Here is a 17,808-nt window from a genome sequence, read left to right as displayed (position 1 = left end):
AATGTTGGCTCTTGTGATATTGAAGCCTGATGTGTTTTGGTTACATGAGTCCGACTAAACGGTAATGACTCATGTTACTGTAATTTTGAAATAAAAAGCGATTTAAAGCGCTCCTTTAAATCCCATTTGACGCCAAGCTTCAAAGGCAATAATTGCAACGGCATTAGATAAATTTAAGCTGCGAGCATCTGGCATCATAGGAATACGAATTCGCTGACCCATCGGCATGCTTTCAATAAACTCTGCTGGTAAACCGCGAGTTTCAGGACCAAACATTAAGACATCACCTTGTTGAAATTTAGCATCGACATGATGCCCCGTGGTTTTTGTGGTGCAGGCAAAAATACGGTAGTCGCCTTCACGTTCATTTTCTAAATATTCAATAAACGCTTCTAAATTCTTGTGTCGCTTTACGCGTGCTAAGTCATGGTAGTCCAAACCCGCACGGCGGACTTTCTTTTCTTCTAAATCAAAACCTAGTGGCTCAATTAAATGTAAGTTCGCACCGCAGTTAGCGCTAAGTCTAATAATGTTGCCAGTATTAGGGGCGATTTCAGGTTCATAAAGTGCAATATCAAACATATAAATTCACTATCAATAGAAGAAAAGAGGCTGAAGTATAAGGCGGCTTATTGTTTTAATACAAGCCACCTTATTGTTTCACTTTACGTCAGAGTTCATTCTGATGTTTTTCTGACTTGTATCTTTCGCATATCTTGATATTGAAAGCGATTTAGAACAGATGAGATTCATCTAGCCGTTATGACTTGTGGGTACTATGACTTTGGAAATTATGATTTTGGAAATAGAGCAACTTCGTAGTTCTCGGCAACCGCATTCCAGTTCACAACGTTCCACCAGGCTGCTATGTAGTCAGGGCGGCGGTTTTGATAACTGATGTAGTAAGCATGTTCCCAAACATCGAGAGCTAAAATTGGCTCACCTTGGTTTTCAGCCGCGTCCATTAGTGGATTGTCTTGGTTCGGTGTTGAGGTGATTTGAAGCTTTTTATCTTTCACGATTAGCCACACAAAGCCAGAACCGAAGGTATTGATTGCTGCTTGAGTAAATGCCTCTTGGAATGCTTCAAAACTACCAAATGTAGATTGAATTGCTTCGCCAAGTGCCCCTTGTGGCTCGCCTCCACCTTCAGGTGACATGCAGTACCAGTACAGAACATGATTATAGTAACCACCGCCATTATTGCGGATCGCTGGAGCGTGCGTTGAGATATTGGCGAAGATGTCTCTAAGGGTTGCAGTTTCAAGATCACTGCCACTGATCGCAGCCATGAACTTGTCGTAATAAGTTCTATGGTGCTTTCCGTAGTGGACTTCCATTGTTTTCGCATCAATGTAAGGTTCTAAAGAATTGTATGCGTAGGGTAGTTCAGGGAAAGTGTGTGACATAGTAAATCCTCCGTAATTAGACGATCTACCATAATGATAATAAATATCATTATCAACTATGTATTTGTAAGGTTATAGCTTGTGTCAAAATAAGCCGCTCACTCTTAAGTGGCTTACTTTGAGTACGACTTTATTAAACGGGCAAAATCGGTAGGGTAACTTCGACCTGAAGCCCACCTAACTGACTTCGACTACCTGCGATGGTGCCACTATGCTGGCGAATCGCACTTTCCGTAATAGCTAGCCCTAAACCAGCCCCTCCGGAATGCCGATCTCTAGCGGTCGATACTCTGTAGAATGGACGGAATATGGCTTCTAATTCATCGTCCGGAACACCTTCACCATTGTCACTTACTTGGATGGTAAGTGTGTCATTCTCGACAAACAGCTGAACATCAACAAGGTCCTCTCCATAATAAATGGCATTGCGAGTAATGTTCTCTATTGCACTCATCAATAGCTTTGGATTACCTGAGATCTTTCTATCTGGAATGTTTGAGAAAGTCAGCTGTTTATCCATTTGCTCTGCTTCAAATTGGGCATCTTTTAATATTTCTTCCCATAAGCTAGATAAAGGCTGTACTTCGCGGTTTAAATGACTGTCTACTTGCATTCTTGAAAGAGTCAGTAGTTCGCCAATCATTTGTTCTAAACGTTGAGCTTCTGTTTCAACCCTGCCGTGTTCAGAGCTTTCCCCCTGCTTTCGTATGGCTAGAGCATTTGCCATGCGCAGGCGAGTTAATGGTGAGCGCAGTTCATGAGAAATATCAGATAGCAGGCGCTGTTGCCCTGAAATCATTTGATTCACAGCTTCAACCATTTGGTTAAAGCTTGCCCCTGCTTGTCTGAATTCTGACGTCCCTTTTTCAAGTTCAGGGTCTACGATGAACTCCCCTTGAGCAACTCGCTTAGCTGCTTGTTCAAGTTTTCTTGCAGGTTGGCTAAGTGCCCATGCTAACCAAAGCAGTAAGGGTGTGCTCACGAACATTACGGCGAGGAGCAGCTGTAATGGTTTATCGAATAAGCGGAGGAGAAATGGCGGTGTTTGATCCCATTTAACGCCAATATACATATATAGATCTTGGTTGGCTAAATGCACTGGCAGAGGTCCAGCCACCATATAATGTCCATACAATCTTTGCTTGGGTTGCGTGGGTGCATCTATGGTTGTTACAAAATTTTTAATGGCTTTAAGTTTAAAGTCTGGGTGCCTTTTTGTGGTTAACACGTTGCCATCTAAGTCAGTTAAAAATTGGCGAGCGCGTTTATCCCTTTTACTTCGAGGCTCTTCAAGCTTGAATAAAATTTTGCCTAAGTTGCTTTCGTTGGCAAAGCGTTTCTCAGTGTTGTCTTTTATCTTAAGAATACGCTGATAATGATCGGCTGGAATGTCGCGTGCCTTTCTTGGGTCTAAGTGTGGTAGAGATAACACAGCCAAAAGCACCAGTAACATGGTGAACCAAAAGATAGCAAAGATACGTCCATATAAGCTGGTGATTTTAGGTAAGCGCATTAATCTTCCTCAATCAATAAGTAGCCACGCCCTCGTAGGGTTTTAATACGAGGCTTGCCATCAGCACGTTCGGGGAGTTTTTTTCGTAAATTAGAAATATGCATATCAATGGCACGGTCAAAAGCTGCTAACCGTTTACCTAGGACATCCAAACTTAAGGATTCCTTTGTGATGACTTTTCCTGGGTTTTGGATTAAGTGGCTTAATAAGGCAAATTCAGTCGTTGTTAAGTCAACAAGCTCGCCTTTGTAGTAGGCTTCCTGTTTTCCGGGGTAGATCTTTATACCGTTATACTCGATACCATCGTTAGTCGGTTTTGGTGTCACAGCTTCCGTTTGGGTACGCCTAAGTATCGCTCTGATACGAGCAAGCAATTCGCGGTCACTAAAAGGCTTAGGTAAGTAGTCATCGGCGCCAAGCTCTAAACCAATCACGCGATCAATTTCTTCGCCCTTTGCAGTGAGCATGAGCACTGGTGTTTGCCTTGTTTCTCTCAGTTTCTTTAAAGTTTCCATACCATTAAGCTTTGGCATCATGACATCCAACAAAATAAGGTCGATGTCATCTGTTACGGCTTCTAATCCTGCGTATCCGTCATTGGCTTCTGATACAGAAAAGCCTTCGAAGCTCAAAATATCTTTCAGTAAGCTGGTGAGCTCAGTATCGTCATCAATGAGAAGAATATTTGCCATGGTAAGAACCTTGTTATTGTTGTGTACGCTTTAATATTACTGCTAATCGTTGGTCTATTTATAGTCTTTACGATTCTTTACGCTTTCTAAACGTTGCTTTACAAGCTAGCCACTATTCTACACTCAAGCGCTGAGAAACAGCCCACAAACAACCGAACCGTGACACGAATTGAGGCAATGATTATGAAAATGACTAAGAAACTTGTTCTAGCAGCAACTGCACTTCCACTAATGTTAGGCACTGCAAGTGCGTATGCTTTTGGCGGTGGTGATAAAGGACATCATGAAGGCTTCAAAGGTAAGTGTGGCGGTTTTGATAAGAAGATCATGCGCAAACTTGACCTAACTGATGCTCAGAAAGACCAGCTAAAAGAAATGCGTGAAGCGGGTCGTGAAGAAATGAAAGGTAAGCGTGCAGAGAAAATGGCGAATATGCAGCAGCACCAAGAAAAAGTTCAAGCGCTAGTTCTTGCTGATACTTTTGATGAAGCCGCAGCAACAGAGTTGGCGACTCAGATGGTAGAAAAGCAAGCTGAACGTCGTGTTGCAATGCTTAAGAAGCAACATCAAGTGATGAGTATTTTAACTGAAGAGCAAAAAGCCGAGTTCCAAGAGATTCAGCAAAAGCGCATGCAGAAATGTACTGAAAAAATGGAAAAACACATGAGCAAGCAAGGCTAAGCCTTCTGCTATTATTCGGGTGTTTTGTTACACCAGAATGTGTAAATAATTGATTAAATAAGCGACCTTGTGTCGCTTGTTGTCGTTTAAGCATTCTAATTTTTAAGATAGAACATATTTTAACCTGTCATATTCAAGCTTTAGATTGCACGTTATACTTTGTTAACTCAGTCACTATATAGCCAGATTATGAAACAAGAATACGCTCGTTTAGTTACCTTGGCCGCTTGGGCGGCAACTATTATCGCCTCCATTTTGTTGATTGTGAAAGTGGCAGCTTGGTGGGTCACCGGATCAGTCAGTTTGCTGGCTTCCGTTGTTGACTCTCTGCTCGATATCGCGGCTTCAGTCGTCAACTTGTTGGTGGTCCGTTATGCATTACAACCTGCAGATAAAGAACATGCGTTTGGTCATGGAAAGGCGGAGTCACTGGCGGCTTTGGCTCAGGCGATGTTTATTTCTGGTTCTGCCTGCTTCCTTATTCTAAATGGTGTCGAGCGATTCTTCAGACCCCATGAACTTAACTCCCCTGAAATTGGTATATATGTCAGCTTATTTGCGATGCTGATGACCTTTGGGTTAGTTCGCTTCCAAAAGCATGTGGTTCGCCAAACGGGCAGCCAAGCCATTGCCGCCGATTCCTTGCATTATCAATCTGACCTTTATATGAATGCTGCGATTATGCTGGCATTAGCGTTGAGTTGGGTTGGCTTTGGACAAGCTGACCCTGTGTTTGCTGTCGCTATTGGTCTTTATATTCTTTACAGCGCGTACCAAATGGCAATGGAAGCTATTCAATCTTTGCTTGATAGAAAGCTGCCTGATGATGAACTTCAGAAAATCAAAGATGCTTCGTTAAGCGTGGAAGGAGTGCTCGGTGTTCACCAGTTACGAACTCGTCGTTCTGGTCCTATTCGATTTATTCAACTGCATTTAGAGCTAGAAGACCAAATCCCACTTATTGAAGCGCACCGTATTTCTGATGAAGTAGAAGCAAAACTTATTTCAGTTTTCCCATCTGCTGATGTATTAATTCATCAAGACCCGTATTCCGTTGTTTTTGGTCCTGAAAAAGAACAAAAGTTTCAAGATTGGTCTTAATTGAGTGAAATGGTAAGTGATTGGATTTTGGACTACAGTGAGTAAAACCAAAGCGTCAGTGGTTGGTTTTCTCTACTGAGTAGTGAGCGTCTTAATAACAATTGTTGTTGATTCTGATATGAATCAACAAAGTATTTGAGTAAAACTGTAATACTCTTACATAAGTAGAAAAGTTACATAATTTAGTGCGATTAAAGTGGTATTCCTGTTGAAGAAATGTAACATAGCGCACAAATATAGAGTTTAAATATTGTTGATATACCGTCAGCAAGCATAAGAATTGAATAATAAATTCCCAAAAATCGAGGGTGAGCATGATTAAGAAAATCGGTGTTTTGACAAGTGGCGGTGACGCTCCAGGCATGAACGCAGCAGTACGTGGCGTAGTTCGTACCGCACTATCAGCTGGCATTGAAGTTTACGGCATTTACGATGGCTACCAAGGTCTAGTTGAAGACCGCATTCAACAGCTTGATCGTTCAAGTGTATCTGACGTGATTAACCGTGGTGGTACTTTCTTAGGTTCTGCACGTTTCCCTGAGTTTAAAGATGTAGCGGTTCGTGAAAAGGGTATTGAAAACCTTAAGAAACACGGCATCGAAGCTCTTGTGGTTATCGGTGGTGACGGTTCTTACATGGGTGCGAAAAAGCTTACTGAAATGGGCTACCCGTGTATTGGTCTTCCTGGCACTATCGATAACGATATTGCAGGCACAGATTACACAATCGGTTACCTAACTGCACTTAACACTGTTATTGATTCAATTGACCGTCTTCGTGATACTTCTTCTTCTCACCAACGTATTTCAATTGTAGAAATCATGGGTCGTCACTGTGGTGATCTAACTCTGATGTCTGCAATCGCAGGTGGCTGTGAGTACATCATCACTCCTGAGACTGGCTTAGATAAAGACCAGCTAATCGGTAACATTCAAGACGGCATTGCGAAAGGCAAAAAGCACGCAATTATCGCTCTGACTGAACTGATGATGGATGCTAACGAACTAGCAAAAGAAATTGAATCAGCAACGGGTCGTGAAACTCGTGCAACGGTTCTTGGCCACATTCAACGTGGTGGTCGTCCAACAGCATTTGACCGTGTACTTGCTTCACGCATGGGTAACTACGCTGTACACCTTCTTGCTGAAGGTCACGGTGGTCGTTGTGTTGGTATCGAGAAAGAACAGCTTGTTCACCACGATATCATCGATTGTATCGAGAACATGCAAAACCCAGATCGTTCAGACCTATTCAAGGTTGCTGAAGAGTTATTCTAAGCAAACATTAGACTTTGTCTGAAAGACTTAAAAATATTAAAAGTTTATAAGTCTGAAAAATTTAAAAACCGCTGATTAACTTCAGCGGTTTTTTTATGCCTGGCTTTTATACCGCTGAAGTTTCTAATTGAGCTGAACAGTATAGAAAACTGAACATATTAGAAAAGCAGGCAATAAAAAAGGCCAACCGAAGTTGACCTTTCATTTAACTTAAACGGTGAAGTTTAAATTAAGCTTTTGCTTCAGCTGCTGCTTTAGCGATAGCTGCGAAGCTTTTCGCGTCTAGAGCTGCACCGCCAACTAGAGCACCGTCGATGTCTGGTTGTGCGAAGTAAGCTGCTGCGTTTTCTGGCTTAACAGAACCGCCGTATTGGATAACAACTTTCTTAGCAACGTCTTCAGATTTCTCTGCAATGTGTGCACGGATTTGAGCGTGGATGCGTTGTGCATCTTCAGCTGTAGCTGCTTTACCTGTACCGATAGCCCAGATTGGTTCGTAAGCGATGATAGCGCCTTCAAGAGCTTCAACACCTTGAGTGTTGATAACAGCGTCAAGTTGACGAGCACATACAGCAACAGTTTCGCCTGCTTCGTTTTGTGCTTCAGACTCACCAATACAAAGAACAGGAGTTAGACCGTTCTCTTTTAGGAATGCGAATTTCTTAGCAACAAACTCGTCAGATTCAGCGTGGTATTCACGACGCTCAGAGTGACCGATGATGATGTGAGATGCGCCGAACTCTTTAAGCATTGCTGGAGACATGTCGCCAGTGAATGCACCGCTGTTGTTTAGGTCAGAGTTTTGAGCACCTAGGATGATAGCGCTGCCTGCTTCAGTAAGCGTACGCTCAGCAAGGTCAACGAAAAGTGCAGGTGGAGCAACTGCTACGTCTACGCCTGTCACGCCTTCAAGTTCAGCGTTAAGACCGTTTAGTAGATCAACAACCATTTCTTTGCTGCCGTTTAGTTTCCAGTTACCCATAACTACAGGATGACGCATAGGAATATCTCCAAAGTATTTAAATAAATCGAATGTAAAAAAGTAAACTTTATTACGAAATAATATAACAGATTAATATCAACAGATCATGACTGTGGTCATTACTTTCTTGGATCTTACTCAATGGTCAGAGTAGATTTTAAGCATATATCAGTGATCCGACAGACAGAATAATAGCGAACTTCTCGGATTTTTCATCGTTAGTTGATATTAAGGGACAAACGATTGCGTATTAGTATAGGAATTGAGAATGCCAAATTTAGTTTTAGAGTATTCAAACTCAGTGGATGAGCGAGTTAATATTCAAGGTTTGTTAGAAGACCTTCACCAAGTGGCACTTGTATGTGGGTTATTTGATGCGACTTCTGTGAAGTCTCGTTCACTGCGTTGCCATAATTGGTTGGTGGGTGAGGAAGGCGATAATGTCGATTTTATCCATATCAGTTTTGAACTATTATCGGGGCGTACAGAAGAGCAAAAGCGAGATTTATCTCGCCAATTAATGCAAACTTTACAAGAGCAAGCGAGCCACGTTCGTAGTCTTACTGTTAATATCCGAGATATGGACAAGACTTGCTTTCAAAAAGTGATTAACTAGCAGTCATGATTAACTTGTTGTAATGATTAATTAGTTAAAATAGTTAGCTGATCTAACCAATTTTTATTTTGCTGTCATATTTATTTTTGCTGTCAAAGCTGTGATGGCTAATTTTTTGAGTATCTAAGATGTCGATGAAAGAACTGTTGTTTTCTTTCAAGGGTAGAATTGGCCGTAAGGTCTTCTGGACTTGGAATGTTATTTATTATGTTTTAATTGCGGGCTTTGCAACCGGCATTTCTGTGTTATTCCCAGCATATGCTTATATATTGCTACCTGTTTTCTTATTGTTCCTACTTGTACCTGATTTAGCGATCACTTCAAAGAGGTGGCATGACAGAGGAAAATCCAACCTTTGGTTACTGCTTAATATTCCTTTGGTATTAGGACGCTTAGCAACACCAGCCGCTACACAGAGTGTTGACGGTGCATCACCATTACAAATGGTTGCGACTACCGCTGCTTTGGCTTGTGGGTTGTGGATTTTGGTGGAGTGTGGCTTTATGAAAGGTGCTGATGGAGAAAACCAATACGGACCTGAGCCTAAGTAGGTGTAGGTAAGCTGAGGTCTGAATAAATTTGGCATTCTAAAAAGGAGACTTAGCAGTCTCCTTTTTTATTTGAATTTAGTCAGCGTCATGGAATGTTTTCTTATGAGGGGGCTGAGGTTTAAAAGGAATAATCACAGCTTGTGGGGAATCAATTCGTACATCACCTTCTAGCATGTCTTGAAATTTACCCATCTGGCAGCAAAGCTCCTGCATCAACACAACATTGGTGTGGTCCGGATTTTTACAGCGGCTGACGACGAGATCGATGTGGCATTGCTGCGCTCTAAGCCTGTCTTGCATGGATTCTGATGCAGAGCAAATCATATCCTCGCACATGTCATGCTTAAATTGATTAAAAGCGTCGGGATCCTTTTGTGCAAGATCGACAAGTTCATCGAATGATGGGAGAGGTTGTTCTAGCTGTGGGTATCCCATAGAGACTTCCTTCGTACTGTAATAACAATTTCATCAGTACATTAAGCATAAGAAAGATTATGGGGGATATTTTATCCGTTTACTCTTTTCTCAAAAATGAGAATACATTAGAGCAAAGGCGTTAAGGTATAAGTGCAGCGGCGTTTACCTTCAATAATGTGTTCTGATCGAGTAACTTCACATTCACCATTCAATAACTCTTTGAATATATTAAGCTCTGATTGGCATAGGCTTGGGCAACGCATAGCTGCTTTACAAATTGGGCAGTGATTCTCAATTAAAATATAGTGATCGCTTTCGTCAATAAGCTCTGCCATATATCCTTCGTTTTCTCGTAAATCAGCAAGTGTTTGTAATTTACTTGGCAGGTCTGAGCAATGAGATAGGGCTTCTTGGTACTGTTTGAAAGTATGAGCTTCACGCTCAGCGGTGACTTTTTCCAGTCCTTCTTTGCCAAATAAGTGTTCAACAGCATCAATAAATTGAATGGTTAATTCACCGTGACGATCTGAAAATTGCCCATGACCTTTCTGAGTCAGTGACCAGTGACGAGTAGGGCGCCCAACTTTAACTTTTACATCATGAAACGCGAGAATACCGTCATCTTCCAAACTTTGTAGGTGTTGTCTTGCGCCCATCGTCGTCATGCCAAACGCTTCAGAAAGTTGTTTAGCTGTAACGGCACCTTGGCGCTTGATAGTTTGTAAGATTTTGTCGCTCGTTTTCATGTTATTCCTACCTTATGAACCCTACTATTATGGGGCAAGGTGTTTATAAAGAAAACCTCTTACTATCTCTTGAGTTCTTTTATGCTATTTAATTGAAGAGCTTGCGGGGGAAGCCAGAAGATTTTATAGGGATAATAAAAAGGCCGATACCTGAGTATCAGCCTTCTTTTTTATTAAGCTCTGTTATTACTAAGCCTAATAGCGTTCAGTGTTTATTATGACCGGTATTCATTATGGCGATTTTCTTTAAAGAATATGATCAATCACTTCTGGATCTTTACGCTCTAGGTAGTGAATCGATTTGATGCGACGAATAGTACGGCAGCGACCACGAATGAGCAGGGTCTCAGTTGTCGCAATATTGCCTTGGCGTGTAATACCTTCAAGCAGGTCGCCTTTAGTAATACCTGTCGCAGAGAATACAACATTGTCGCTGCGAGCCATGTCTTCCATTTTTAGGACGATGCCAGCGGTTACGCCCATTTCAGCACAACGCTCAAGTTCAAGTTCACCGTGTTTGCGGTTCTCTTCTGTGTCGCCTTTTACTTCGTGGCGAGGCAGTAATCGACCGTGCATGTCGCCATCTAGTGCGCGAATTACAGCAGCAGAAACCACACCTTCAGGAGCGCCGCCGATACAGTACATTACGTCTACTTCGCTGTCTGGCATACAAGTTAGAATTGAAGCGGCAACATCGCCATCAGGCACAGCAAATACACGAATGCCCATTGCTTGCATTTGTGCAATAACTTCATCGTGACGAGGCTTAGCAAGCGTGGTGACTACTAGAGTATCAAGGGTTTTACCTAATGCTTTAGCGATATTTTCTAGGTTTTCTGTCAGTGGCAGTTCTAGGTCAATAACGCCTTTAGCGCCAGGGCCTACCACTAGTTTTTCCATATACATGTCGGGTGCTTTTAGAAAGCTTCCTTTCTCACCTGCAGCCAGTACAGCCAATGCGTTAGATTGCCCCATCGCCGTCATGCGGGTTCCTTCAATTGGATCTACTGCGATATCTACAGCATCACCACCAATACCTACCTCTTCACCAATGTATAGCATTGGAGCATCATCTATCTCGCCTTCACCGATAACAATTTCACCGCTGATTTCTGTTTTATTAAGTAAGCTACGCATTACTTCTACAGCAGCGCCATCGGCAGCGTTTTTATCGCCACGCCCGAGCCACTTATAACCTGCTAGTGCGGCACCTTCTGTGACACGAGAGAATGACATTGCTAAATCGCGTTTCATGCTGACTCCAAAACTTTCAAAGGGGGGAATAGAAATTTGCGGCGAATTTTATCATACCTCAAAGGGAACGTTTGCTTTTTTACTTTTGAGGGTTTGCCTTTGATCAATATGAGGCTCGAAATTTGAAATATTCAATAAAATGATGAGTTACCACAGTTGCTTGCTATTGCTCACGTCAATATTCGGTGAATTACGATTATTTTTTAGTCGAATAGTGCAAAATATCGAATATAGAGAGTGTTTATCGGGGCTCTGCTGAGTAGAATGGGCGATAAGTGGAGTGAACCTTCAACTCGAATAGATAATTTAAAGGTAGGCCGACATGTCTTTTGATGTATTAGAAAAATTAGAAGCAAAAATTCAAACTGCAGTAGATACAATCGCACTTCTTCAAATGGAAGTTGAAGAACTTAAAGAAGAGAAAGAGCAGCTTACATCTGAAGCTAACGAGCTTAAAATAAGCCGTGAAGCATTAGAGCTTAAATCTCAAGAAATGCAGAAAGAGCATGAAGCTTGGCAAGACCGCATCCGTAACCTTTTAGGTAAAATGGATGATGTAGAGTAATTAGCTCTCTGAATTAGAAAACGCCCGCTATTTTTATAGCGGGCGTTTTTGTTTTTGTTCAGTTTTATCTGCAAGACGACTTAGCAAGTCGGCGTTTAGCTCATTAGATCTTAGGCCATTAGTTACTAGCGAATTGGGTCGTACGTTTCGTTATCTGGTGAATCATCTTGCTCATCGACTTCAAGATCATCATCCATGTCATCGTCATCTAGAACCAAATCTACATCAAGTGGCTCTTGAGATAAGATAACGCCCGTGTTGTCAGCATACAGGTGATCTTCAGGAAGGAAAGTCACGCCACCAAAATTAACAGGTACGTCCGTTTCGCCATTGTGTTGTTGGGTTGCGCCAACTGGAATAGAGGCTAGGGCTTGGATGCCTAAATTCATATCTTCTAGTTCATCGACTTCACGTACACAGCCGTATACGACAAGGCCTTCCCACTCATTCTCTTCGGCTAGTAGAGCAATTTCTGCATCAATTAAGGCTTTACGTAAAGAGCCTCCACCATCAATTAGCAACACTCGACCAAGACCATCTTGTTCTAGGACGGAACGAATTAAAGCATTATCTTCAAAACATTTTAACGTGGTGATTTTACCGGAGAACGATGAACGACCTCCAAAGTTGCTGAACATAGGTTCAAGTACATCAACTTGGTCTAAATAAATATCACACAGCGCAGAAGTGTTGTATTCCATAGTTTACCTTTTGAACAATGAGCTTATCTTGAGTATATCGGTGCATTAACCCTTTGCAATCATTCCCCATAATTAACTGAGCAGAGTTTGAGCTACAACAACTCCTGCAAATAATAGGTTGGTAATTAATGAACACTTAACAATGACCGGCATCATAGGGGCAATTTGGGCTGGTTTTTGAGTATTCCAAACGGCTTTACCGTGTTTATAGACGGCGATAATGCTCAGTAAAAATGGCAAACTTATCCAAAGAGGCTTTTCTTGGATAACTAAGTAAGCAGAGAAGGCAACAATGGCACTGCCTAATAATAAGAAATGATAGTGCTTAGCTTTTGTTTGACCGAGACGAACAGCCATGGTGCGTTTTCCGCATTCGCTGTCATTTTCAATATCACGCATGTTATTGATATTAAGGACCGCGACAGCCATTAAGCCACAACCTAAAGCAGGCAGAAACAAGCTAGGCTCAACATTCCCAGTGTGTAAGAAGTAGGTGCCGGATACGCCAAGTAAACCAAAGAAGATAAAGACAGATAAGTCGCCTAACCCAATGTAGCCGTAAGGCTTGTTTCCTACTGTATAAGCAATAGCCGCGACAATGGCGAGAACACCTAATGCGATAAACGACAAAATACTTTCCAGTGTGCTTAGTGCGTGGAAAATTAAAACCAAGCCCGCCACCATGGTAAATATGATGTTCAAAATGATCGCTTGCTTCATTGTTTTGGCGTTTACTGCGCCAGATTGCATGGCTCTTACTGGACCTAATCGATTATCGTTGTCAGTACCTTTAACAGCATCGCCATAGTCATTGGCGAGGTTGGATAATATCTGTAAAAGGGTAGCGGTAAGGAAAGCCAATAAAGCGATCGAAAGTGAGAACTGATCCGAGGAAAATGCCAAGCTACTCCCGGTAAGAATAGAGACAAGTGCCAATGGCAGAGTTTTTGGTCGTGCGGCATCAAGCCAAATCAGTAGAGATTGTTTCATCGTAGATACATTTCTTTATCAGTTCACCTTCATTAGCGGTGAGCTTTAGTGGTAAGTATATGGTGTCATACAGTGATTTCAGTATACGCTCATTTTTTGGGTATTAAAAAGCCCACTCGGAAGTGGGCTCTTATTAATGTCATTAGCCGTCATTTCTTTGCGATAACGCAAATGTTCGACTTTTTTGTGCTACAGGATGAAGCGACTTAAATCTTCATCTTCTACAAAACCACCTAATTTCGCTTTCACGTACTCAGCATCGATAGTTAGTTTTGTACCAGGTTTGTCTGTTGCTTCGAATGAAATTTCATCCATTAGACGCTCCATAACGGTATGAAGACGACGAGCACCAATGTTCTCTGTTGTCTCATTGACTTGCCATGCAGCATCTGCAATTTGTGTGATGCCATCTTCTGTGAAATCAACATCAACATCTTCTGTCTTCATGAGCGCGATGTACTGTTCTGTCAGAGATGCTTTTGGCTCAGTTAGGATACGTTTGAAGTCGTTACTTGAAAGCGCTTCAAGCTCTACACGAATCGGTAAACGACCTTGTAGTTCAGGAATAAGGTCAGACGGTTTCGCTACTTGGAATGCACCAGATGTAACAAACAAGATATGGTCTGTTTTCACCATGCCATGTTTTGTTGAAACGGTACTGCCTTCAATTAATGGCAATAGATCGCGCTGAACACCTTCACGAGAAACATCAGGGCCAGAACTATCTCCGCGCTTACAAATTTTATCGATTTCATCAATGAACACAATGCCATTGTTTTCAACGTTATAAATCGCGCTTTCTTTCAGTTCTTCTTGATTAACTAATTTTGCAGCTTCTTCTTCAGTCAGTGCTTTTAAAGCATCTTTGATTTTCAGCTTGCGCTTTTTCTTGGTGTCACCAGCAAGGTTTTGGAACATACCTTGTAGCTGGTTAGTCATTTCTTCCATGCCCGGAGGAGCCATTATTTCCACGCCCATTTGCGGAGCGGCAACGTCGATTTCAATCTCTTTGTCGTCTAACTTTCCTTCGCGTAATTTCTTGCGGAAGATTTGACGAGTGTTTGATGAGCTTGTGTCTTCTGATTGCTCATTTTGACCCCAAGCATCACGTGCTGGTGGAAGTAGGGCATCTAGTACGCGTTCTTCAGCTTGTTCTTCAGCGCGGAATTGTACTTTTTCCATTGCTTGCTGATGAGTCATTTTGATTGCAACGTCTGTTAAGTCACGAATGATGGTTTCAACTTCTTTACCAACATAACCAACTTCAGTGAATTTCGTTGCTTCAACTTTGATGAACGGTGCGTTCGCCAGTTTTGCTAAACGGCGCGCAATTTCAGTTTTACCAACACCTGTTGGACCAATCATTAGAATATTTTTTGGAGATACTTCAACGCGCAAGCTTTCTTCAAGCTGCATGCGACGCCAGCGGTTACGTAGTGCGATTGCAACTGAGCGCTTGGCGTTATCTTGACCAATGATGTGGCGGTTAAGTTCGTGAACGATTTCACGAGGAGTCATCTCAGACATGGTGTTTCCTTAATTCTTTTAATCACGACTGTAATTGAATATCAAAATAACAGTTCGGCTGTTGGGCGTTAACTTCATACTTGGTTTGCGTATAAGTCATATACATAAATGAGCTTATGTACGCATGAGCTATTTGTGCTCAGACATATTGAAGATGCGGCTGATTATTCAGGCTTAGGCAGTTCAACAGTGCTTTCAAGCTCTTCAACAGTGTGGTGATGGTTTGTGAATACGCAGATGTCACCAGCAATAGTGAGTGACTTCTCTGCTATTTCACGAGCATCTAAATCGGTATTTTCAAGCAGAGCTGTCGCGGCTGCTTGCGCAAAGTTACCACCAGAGCCAATGGCAATGAGGTCGTTTTCAGGCTGCACAACATCGCCATTACCTGTGATGATCAATGATGCTGTTTCATCCGCAACCGCTAGTAAAGCTTCTAGCTTGCGAAGTGCGCGATCACTGCGCCAGTCTTTAGCAAGCTCAACGGCTGCTTTTGTTAAATGACCTTGGTGCATTTGCAGTTTGCTTTCAAATTTTTCGAATAGCGTGAAAGCATCGGCAGTACCGCCAGCAAAACCTGCCAGTACTTGGTTGTTATATAGGCGGCGAACTTTACGGGCATTGCCCTTCATCACTGTATTGCCTAAAGATACTTGTCCATCACCCGCGATGACGACTTTATTATTACGACGTACAGATACAATGGTAGTCACGAGTAGGGCCTCTTGTTTTTTTGTCTTTTGGGTATACAGGTTATATGAGGATAAAGAGCCGATAATTCAAGGAAACGCACAACTCAGAAATCAAATAGATGTGTAAATGAACGTAAGAATAAAGTTAGGAGAGATCTTTGAGATGAAAGTGAAAGAAGCAGTAAAGTGCTGGGGGATAATGCTTGAGGGCGCTTAAAAGATAAAAGCCTTCGCAAGGAAGGCTTTTAAGAGGTTGATACTTTAGTTGAGGTATTTTTGTGCTCACTGAAATACCACTATTGGGTTTCTTTCCAAATAGCACACGGCTCAATTTTAGCTCGTTGTAGCTTATGTCGGTCGCGCTCAGCATCGCGTTTTAAATCGTAAGGTCCAAGCACTACTCGGTACCAACTGCTGTTTTCTTTTTTGCGAACTTTACTGTTGATACCTTGGAAAGCGATATCTAACTTGCGTGCTTCCGCTTGTTTCAGTGTTTTGTACGCACCACACTGCATGATGTAAGGAATGTCAGATTTCTTCTGCTCTTTTGCTTTTACTTCAACTTGGCGGCTTGGCAGCGTTTCAACGTAATCCCACTTTTCTTCTGGAGGCGGTGGAATAGGTTTCGCAGCTTTAGGTTTCGGCTTGGGTTTTGTCACCACAGGTGTAGGTGCTGGTGGCTCTGGGTCTGTGCTAAGCAGGTATAATCCATAACCGAACCCACTAGCTAGTAGGATCGCTAAAAGACCACTACGCCAAGGCTTACGGCGAGGGGCTGTCTTTTTGGTCGGCTTCTTTGTTCCACGACCGCGTCTTGCGTAATCTTTATTGGCCACTGAGCATTTCAACAGTTGATGATTCAACTTTCATGGTAATCCAGATCGCGAGTGGATAATAGTGTAGAAATGGAAGCGGCACATCAAAATGTGCCGCAAAGAAGTGCTTTTCTATTGAATGCGTGGTGGAGCTGTACTTCCTCGTACGATCAACTCTGTTTCAAGCAAGCGGGAACCAGCTTGAACATCATTGCCTTTCAATACGTCCAGCATCATTAGCATCGCCTGACGACCGATCTCGTAGCGAGGTTGTGAAATAGTGGTGAGCGGTGGATCGCAGTATTGTGCGAATTTAATGTCATCGAAGCCTACAACTGAAAGGTCTTGTGGAACGCGTAGACCTAACTTCTTCGCTTCTTGAATCGCACCGATAGCCATAGCATCGTTGTGACAGAAGATAGCAGTTGGAGGTTCTGGCAGTGCGAGCAGTTGGCGAATCGATTGCGCGCCAGCTTCAAAAGTAAAATCGCCAACCGTGCCATAGGCAGGGTTCATTGTGATACCTGCTCGGCGTAGTGCTTGCTGGTAACCTTGCTGACGAAATTGACAGAGTGTCGCAGACGTTGGACCTGAAATTTGCCCTATACGCTTATGACCAAGTTGAGTGAGATAGTTCACGGCTTCAAATGCAGACGTTAAGTTGTCTATATGGACAGTCGGAAGCTCAAGATCTGGGGCAAACTCACAAGCCATTACCATGGGAGGTAAATTCTTTTGCTCGGGTTTACTTAAGTCAAATGGATGATCTGTACCGAGTAACAACATGCCATCAGCTTGTTTGGTGAACACTAAATTTACAAAAGAGCTCTCACGCTTCTTTTGTTGTCCACTATCGCCAAGTAACACAAGGTATCCGTGTTCAACCGCAGCATCTTCAATCCCACGGATAATTTCCGTAAAGTAAGGGTCACAGATGTCTGGGACAATAGTTACTATGGTTTTAGATTCGTTGCGACGTAAGTTTCTAGCTAACGAGTTAGGTGAGTATCCAGCTTCAAGTACGGCATTTTCAACGCGTTTACGAGTTGAAGATGATACTTTTTCCGGGTTCATAAGCGCTCTTGATACTGTCGCTGTAGAAACCCCTGCAAGCTGGGCAACATCCTTCATTGTCGCCATAAATTAAACCCTCTTTAAATTCCTTTGTATGCCACTGAAATCGGCAATCATTATTCTTTTAATTGATTAACTTCCATGAAAGCAATGCTTACACTTATGTGCTTGAAATATACTATTCATTTAGAGCACATAAAGTTAC

20 protein-coding genes are annotated in these 17,808 nt (G+C 42.4%); 6 read left to right on the top strand and 14 right to left on the bottom strand.

Annotated elements, in window-relative coordinates:
* Positions 1-102: 102 nt before the first annotated feature.
* The 4 genes from OCU78_RS13370 to OCU78_RS13355 form a co-directional block, all read right to left on the bottom strand.
* Positions 103-582: a tRNA (cytidine(34)-2'-O)-methyltransferase gene (locus OCU78_RS13370; RefSeq protein ID WP_137375053.1), complete on the bottom strand. Its 480-nt coding sequence runs from the start codon at positions 580-582 to the stop codon at positions 103-105.
* Between the two features lie 209 nt (positions 583-791).
* The gene (locus tag OCU78_RS13365) at positions 792-1,409 is read right to left on the bottom strand and encodes a superoxide dismutase (protein WP_137375054.1); all 618 of its coding nucleotides are present in this window, start codon (positions 1,407-1,409) and stop codon (positions 792-794) included.
* Between the two features lie 133 nt (positions 1,410-1,542).
* Complete coding sequence (gene cpxA / locus OCU78_RS13360; protein WP_137375055.1) at positions 1,543-2,922, bottom strand: envelope stress sensor histidine kinase CpxA; 1,380 nt, start codon at positions 2,920-2,922, stop codon at positions 1,543-1,545.
* Positions 2,922-3,614, bottom strand: coding sequence for a response regulator (locus OCU78_RS13355; RefSeq protein WP_137375056.1), 693 nt, complete (start codon positions 3,612-3,614; stop codon positions 2,922-2,924). Before OCU78_RS13355 ends, cpxA begins: the two co-directional genes overlap by 1 nt.
* Before the next feature lie 183 nt (positions 3,615-3,797).
* Here OCU78_RS13355 and OCU78_RS13350 point away from each other — a divergent pair, with 183 nt between their 5' ends.
* The 3 genes from OCU78_RS13350 (at position 3,798) to pfkA (ending at position 6,673) form a co-directional block, all read left to right on the top strand.
* The gene (locus OCU78_RS13350) at positions 3,798-4,295 is read left to right on the top strand and encodes a CpxP family protein (protein WP_137375057.1); all 498 of its coding nucleotides are present in this window, start codon (positions 3,798-3,800) and stop codon (positions 4,293-4,295) included.
* Positions 4,296-4,484: 189 nt separating this feature from the next.
* The gene (gene fieF, locus OCU78_RS13345; RefSeq protein WP_137375058.1) at positions 4,485-5,396 is read left to right on the top strand and encodes a CDF family cation-efflux transporter FieF; all 912 of its coding nucleotides are present in this window, start codon (positions 4,485-4,487) and stop codon (positions 5,394-5,396) included.
* Positions 5,397-5,710: 314 nt separating this feature from the next.
* Positions 5,711-6,673: a 6-phosphofructokinase gene (gene pfkA, locus OCU78_RS13340; RefSeq protein ID WP_137375059.1), complete on the top strand. Its 963-nt coding sequence runs from the start codon at positions 5,711-5,713 to the stop codon at positions 6,671-6,673.
* A gap of 229 nt (positions 6,674-6,902) precedes the next feature.
* On the opposite strand, the gene tpiA is transcribed toward pfkA, so the two are convergent.
* Positions 6,903-7,673: a triose-phosphate isomerase gene (tpiA, locus tag OCU78_RS13335; protein WP_012604968.1), complete on the bottom strand. Its 771-nt coding sequence runs from the start codon at positions 7,671-7,673 to the stop codon at positions 6,903-6,905.
* A 250-nt stretch (positions 7,674-7,923) separates the two neighbouring features.
* Here tpiA and OCU78_RS13330 point away from each other — a divergent pair, with 250 nt between their 5' ends.
* Together OCU78_RS13330 and OCU78_RS13325 are read left to right on the top strand one after the other, a co-directional pair.
* Positions 7,924-8,271 carry a 5-carboxymethyl-2-hydroxymuconate Delta-isomerase gene (locus tag OCU78_RS13330; RefSeq protein WP_137375060.1) on the top strand — a complete coding sequence of 116 codons (348 nt, stop codon included), beginning with the start codon at positions 7,924-7,926 and terminating at the stop codon, positions 8,269-8,271.
* A 128-nt stretch (positions 8,272-8,399) separates the two neighbouring features.
* The gene (locus tag OCU78_RS13325; protein ID WP_137375061.1) at positions 8,400-8,822 is read left to right on the top strand and encodes a DUF805 domain-containing protein; all 423 of its coding nucleotides are present in this window, start codon (positions 8,400-8,402) and stop codon (positions 8,820-8,822) included.
* Between the two features lie 75 nt (positions 8,823-8,897).
* Here the strand turns inward: OCU78_RS13325 and OCU78_RS13320 are convergent, their stop codons facing one another.
* The 3 genes from OCU78_RS13320 to glpX all read right to left on the bottom strand — a co-directional run bounded on the left by OCU78_RS13320 (position 8,898) and on the right by glpX (position 11,239).
* Positions 8,898-9,257 carry a DUF3135 domain-containing protein gene (locus OCU78_RS13320; protein WP_137375062.1) on the bottom strand — a complete coding sequence of 120 codons (360 nt, stop codon included), beginning with the start codon at positions 9,255-9,257 and terminating at the stop codon, positions 8,898-8,900.
* Positions 9,258-9,364: 107 nt separating this feature from the next.
* Positions 9,365-9,985, bottom strand: a complete 621-nt coding sequence (locus tag OCU78_RS13315) for a helix-turn-helix transcriptional regulator (RefSeq protein WP_137375063.1) — start codon at positions 9,983-9,985, stop codon at positions 9,365-9,367.
* Positions 9,986-10,231: 246 nt separating this feature from the next.
* On the bottom strand, positions 10,232-11,239 hold the full coding sequence (gene glpX, locus OCU78_RS13310) for a class II fructose-bisphosphatase (RefSeq protein WP_137375064.1): 1,008 nt from the start codon (positions 11,237-11,239) through the stop codon (positions 10,232-10,234).
* A 322-nt stretch (positions 11,240-11,561) separates the two neighbouring features.
* Between glpX and zapB the strand changes: the two genes are divergently transcribed.
* The gene (gene zapB, locus OCU78_RS13305) at positions 11,562-11,804 is read left to right on the top strand and encodes a cell division protein ZapB (protein ID WP_137375065.1); all 243 of its coding nucleotides are present in this window, start codon (positions 11,562-11,564) and stop codon (positions 11,802-11,804) included.
* Positions 11,805-11,929: 125 nt separating this feature from the next.
* Here the strand turns inward: zapB and rraA are convergent, their stop codons facing one another.
* The 6 genes from rraA to cytR form a co-directional block, all read right to left on the bottom strand.
* Positions 11,930-12,505, bottom strand: coding sequence for a ribonuclease E activity regulator RraA (rraA, locus tag OCU78_RS13300; RefSeq protein ID WP_137375066.1), 576 nt, complete (start codon positions 12,503-12,505; stop codon positions 11,930-11,932).
* A 72-nt stretch (positions 12,506-12,577) separates the two neighbouring features.
* A complete protein-coding gene (locus OCU78_RS13295; RefSeq protein ID WP_137375067.1) occupies positions 12,578-13,495 on the bottom strand; it encodes a 1,4-dihydroxy-2-naphthoate polyprenyltransferase in 918 nt (305 codons plus the stop codon).
* 189 nt (positions 13,496-13,684) lie between these two features.
* On the bottom strand, positions 13,685-15,022 hold the full coding sequence (gene hslU / locus OCU78_RS13290) for an HslU--HslV peptidase ATPase subunit (protein ID WP_137375068.1): 1,338 nt from the start codon (positions 15,020-15,022) through the stop codon (positions 13,685-13,687).
* A 164-nt stretch (positions 15,023-15,186) separates the two neighbouring features.
* Positions 15,187-15,735, bottom strand: coding sequence for an ATP-dependent protease subunit HslV (gene hslV / locus OCU78_RS13285; RefSeq protein WP_137375069.1), 549 nt, complete (start codon positions 15,733-15,735; stop codon positions 15,187-15,189).
* 275 nt (positions 15,736-16,010) lie between these two features.
* The gene (ftsN, locus tag OCU78_RS13280; protein WP_137375070.1) at positions 16,011-16,550 is read right to left on the bottom strand and encodes a cell division protein FtsN; all 540 of its coding nucleotides are present in this window, start codon (positions 16,548-16,550) and stop codon (positions 16,011-16,013) included.
* Between the two features lie 111 nt (positions 16,551-16,661).
* The gene (gene cytR, locus OCU78_RS13275) at positions 16,662-17,669 is read right to left on the bottom strand and encodes a DNA-binding transcriptional regulator CytR (RefSeq protein WP_137375071.1); all 1,008 of its coding nucleotides are present in this window, start codon (positions 17,667-17,669) and stop codon (positions 16,662-16,664) included.
* Positions 17,670-17,808: the final 139 nt, after the last annotated feature.

Source organism: Vibrio gallaecicus (assembly GCF_024347495.1).
Lineage (GTDB): Bacteria > Pseudomonadota > Gammaproteobacteria > Enterobacterales > Vibrionaceae > Vibrio > Vibrio gallaecicus.
The sequence above is the reverse complement of the archived record's forward strand: the minus strand, read 5'-3'. Positions and strand labels throughout refer to the sequence as shown.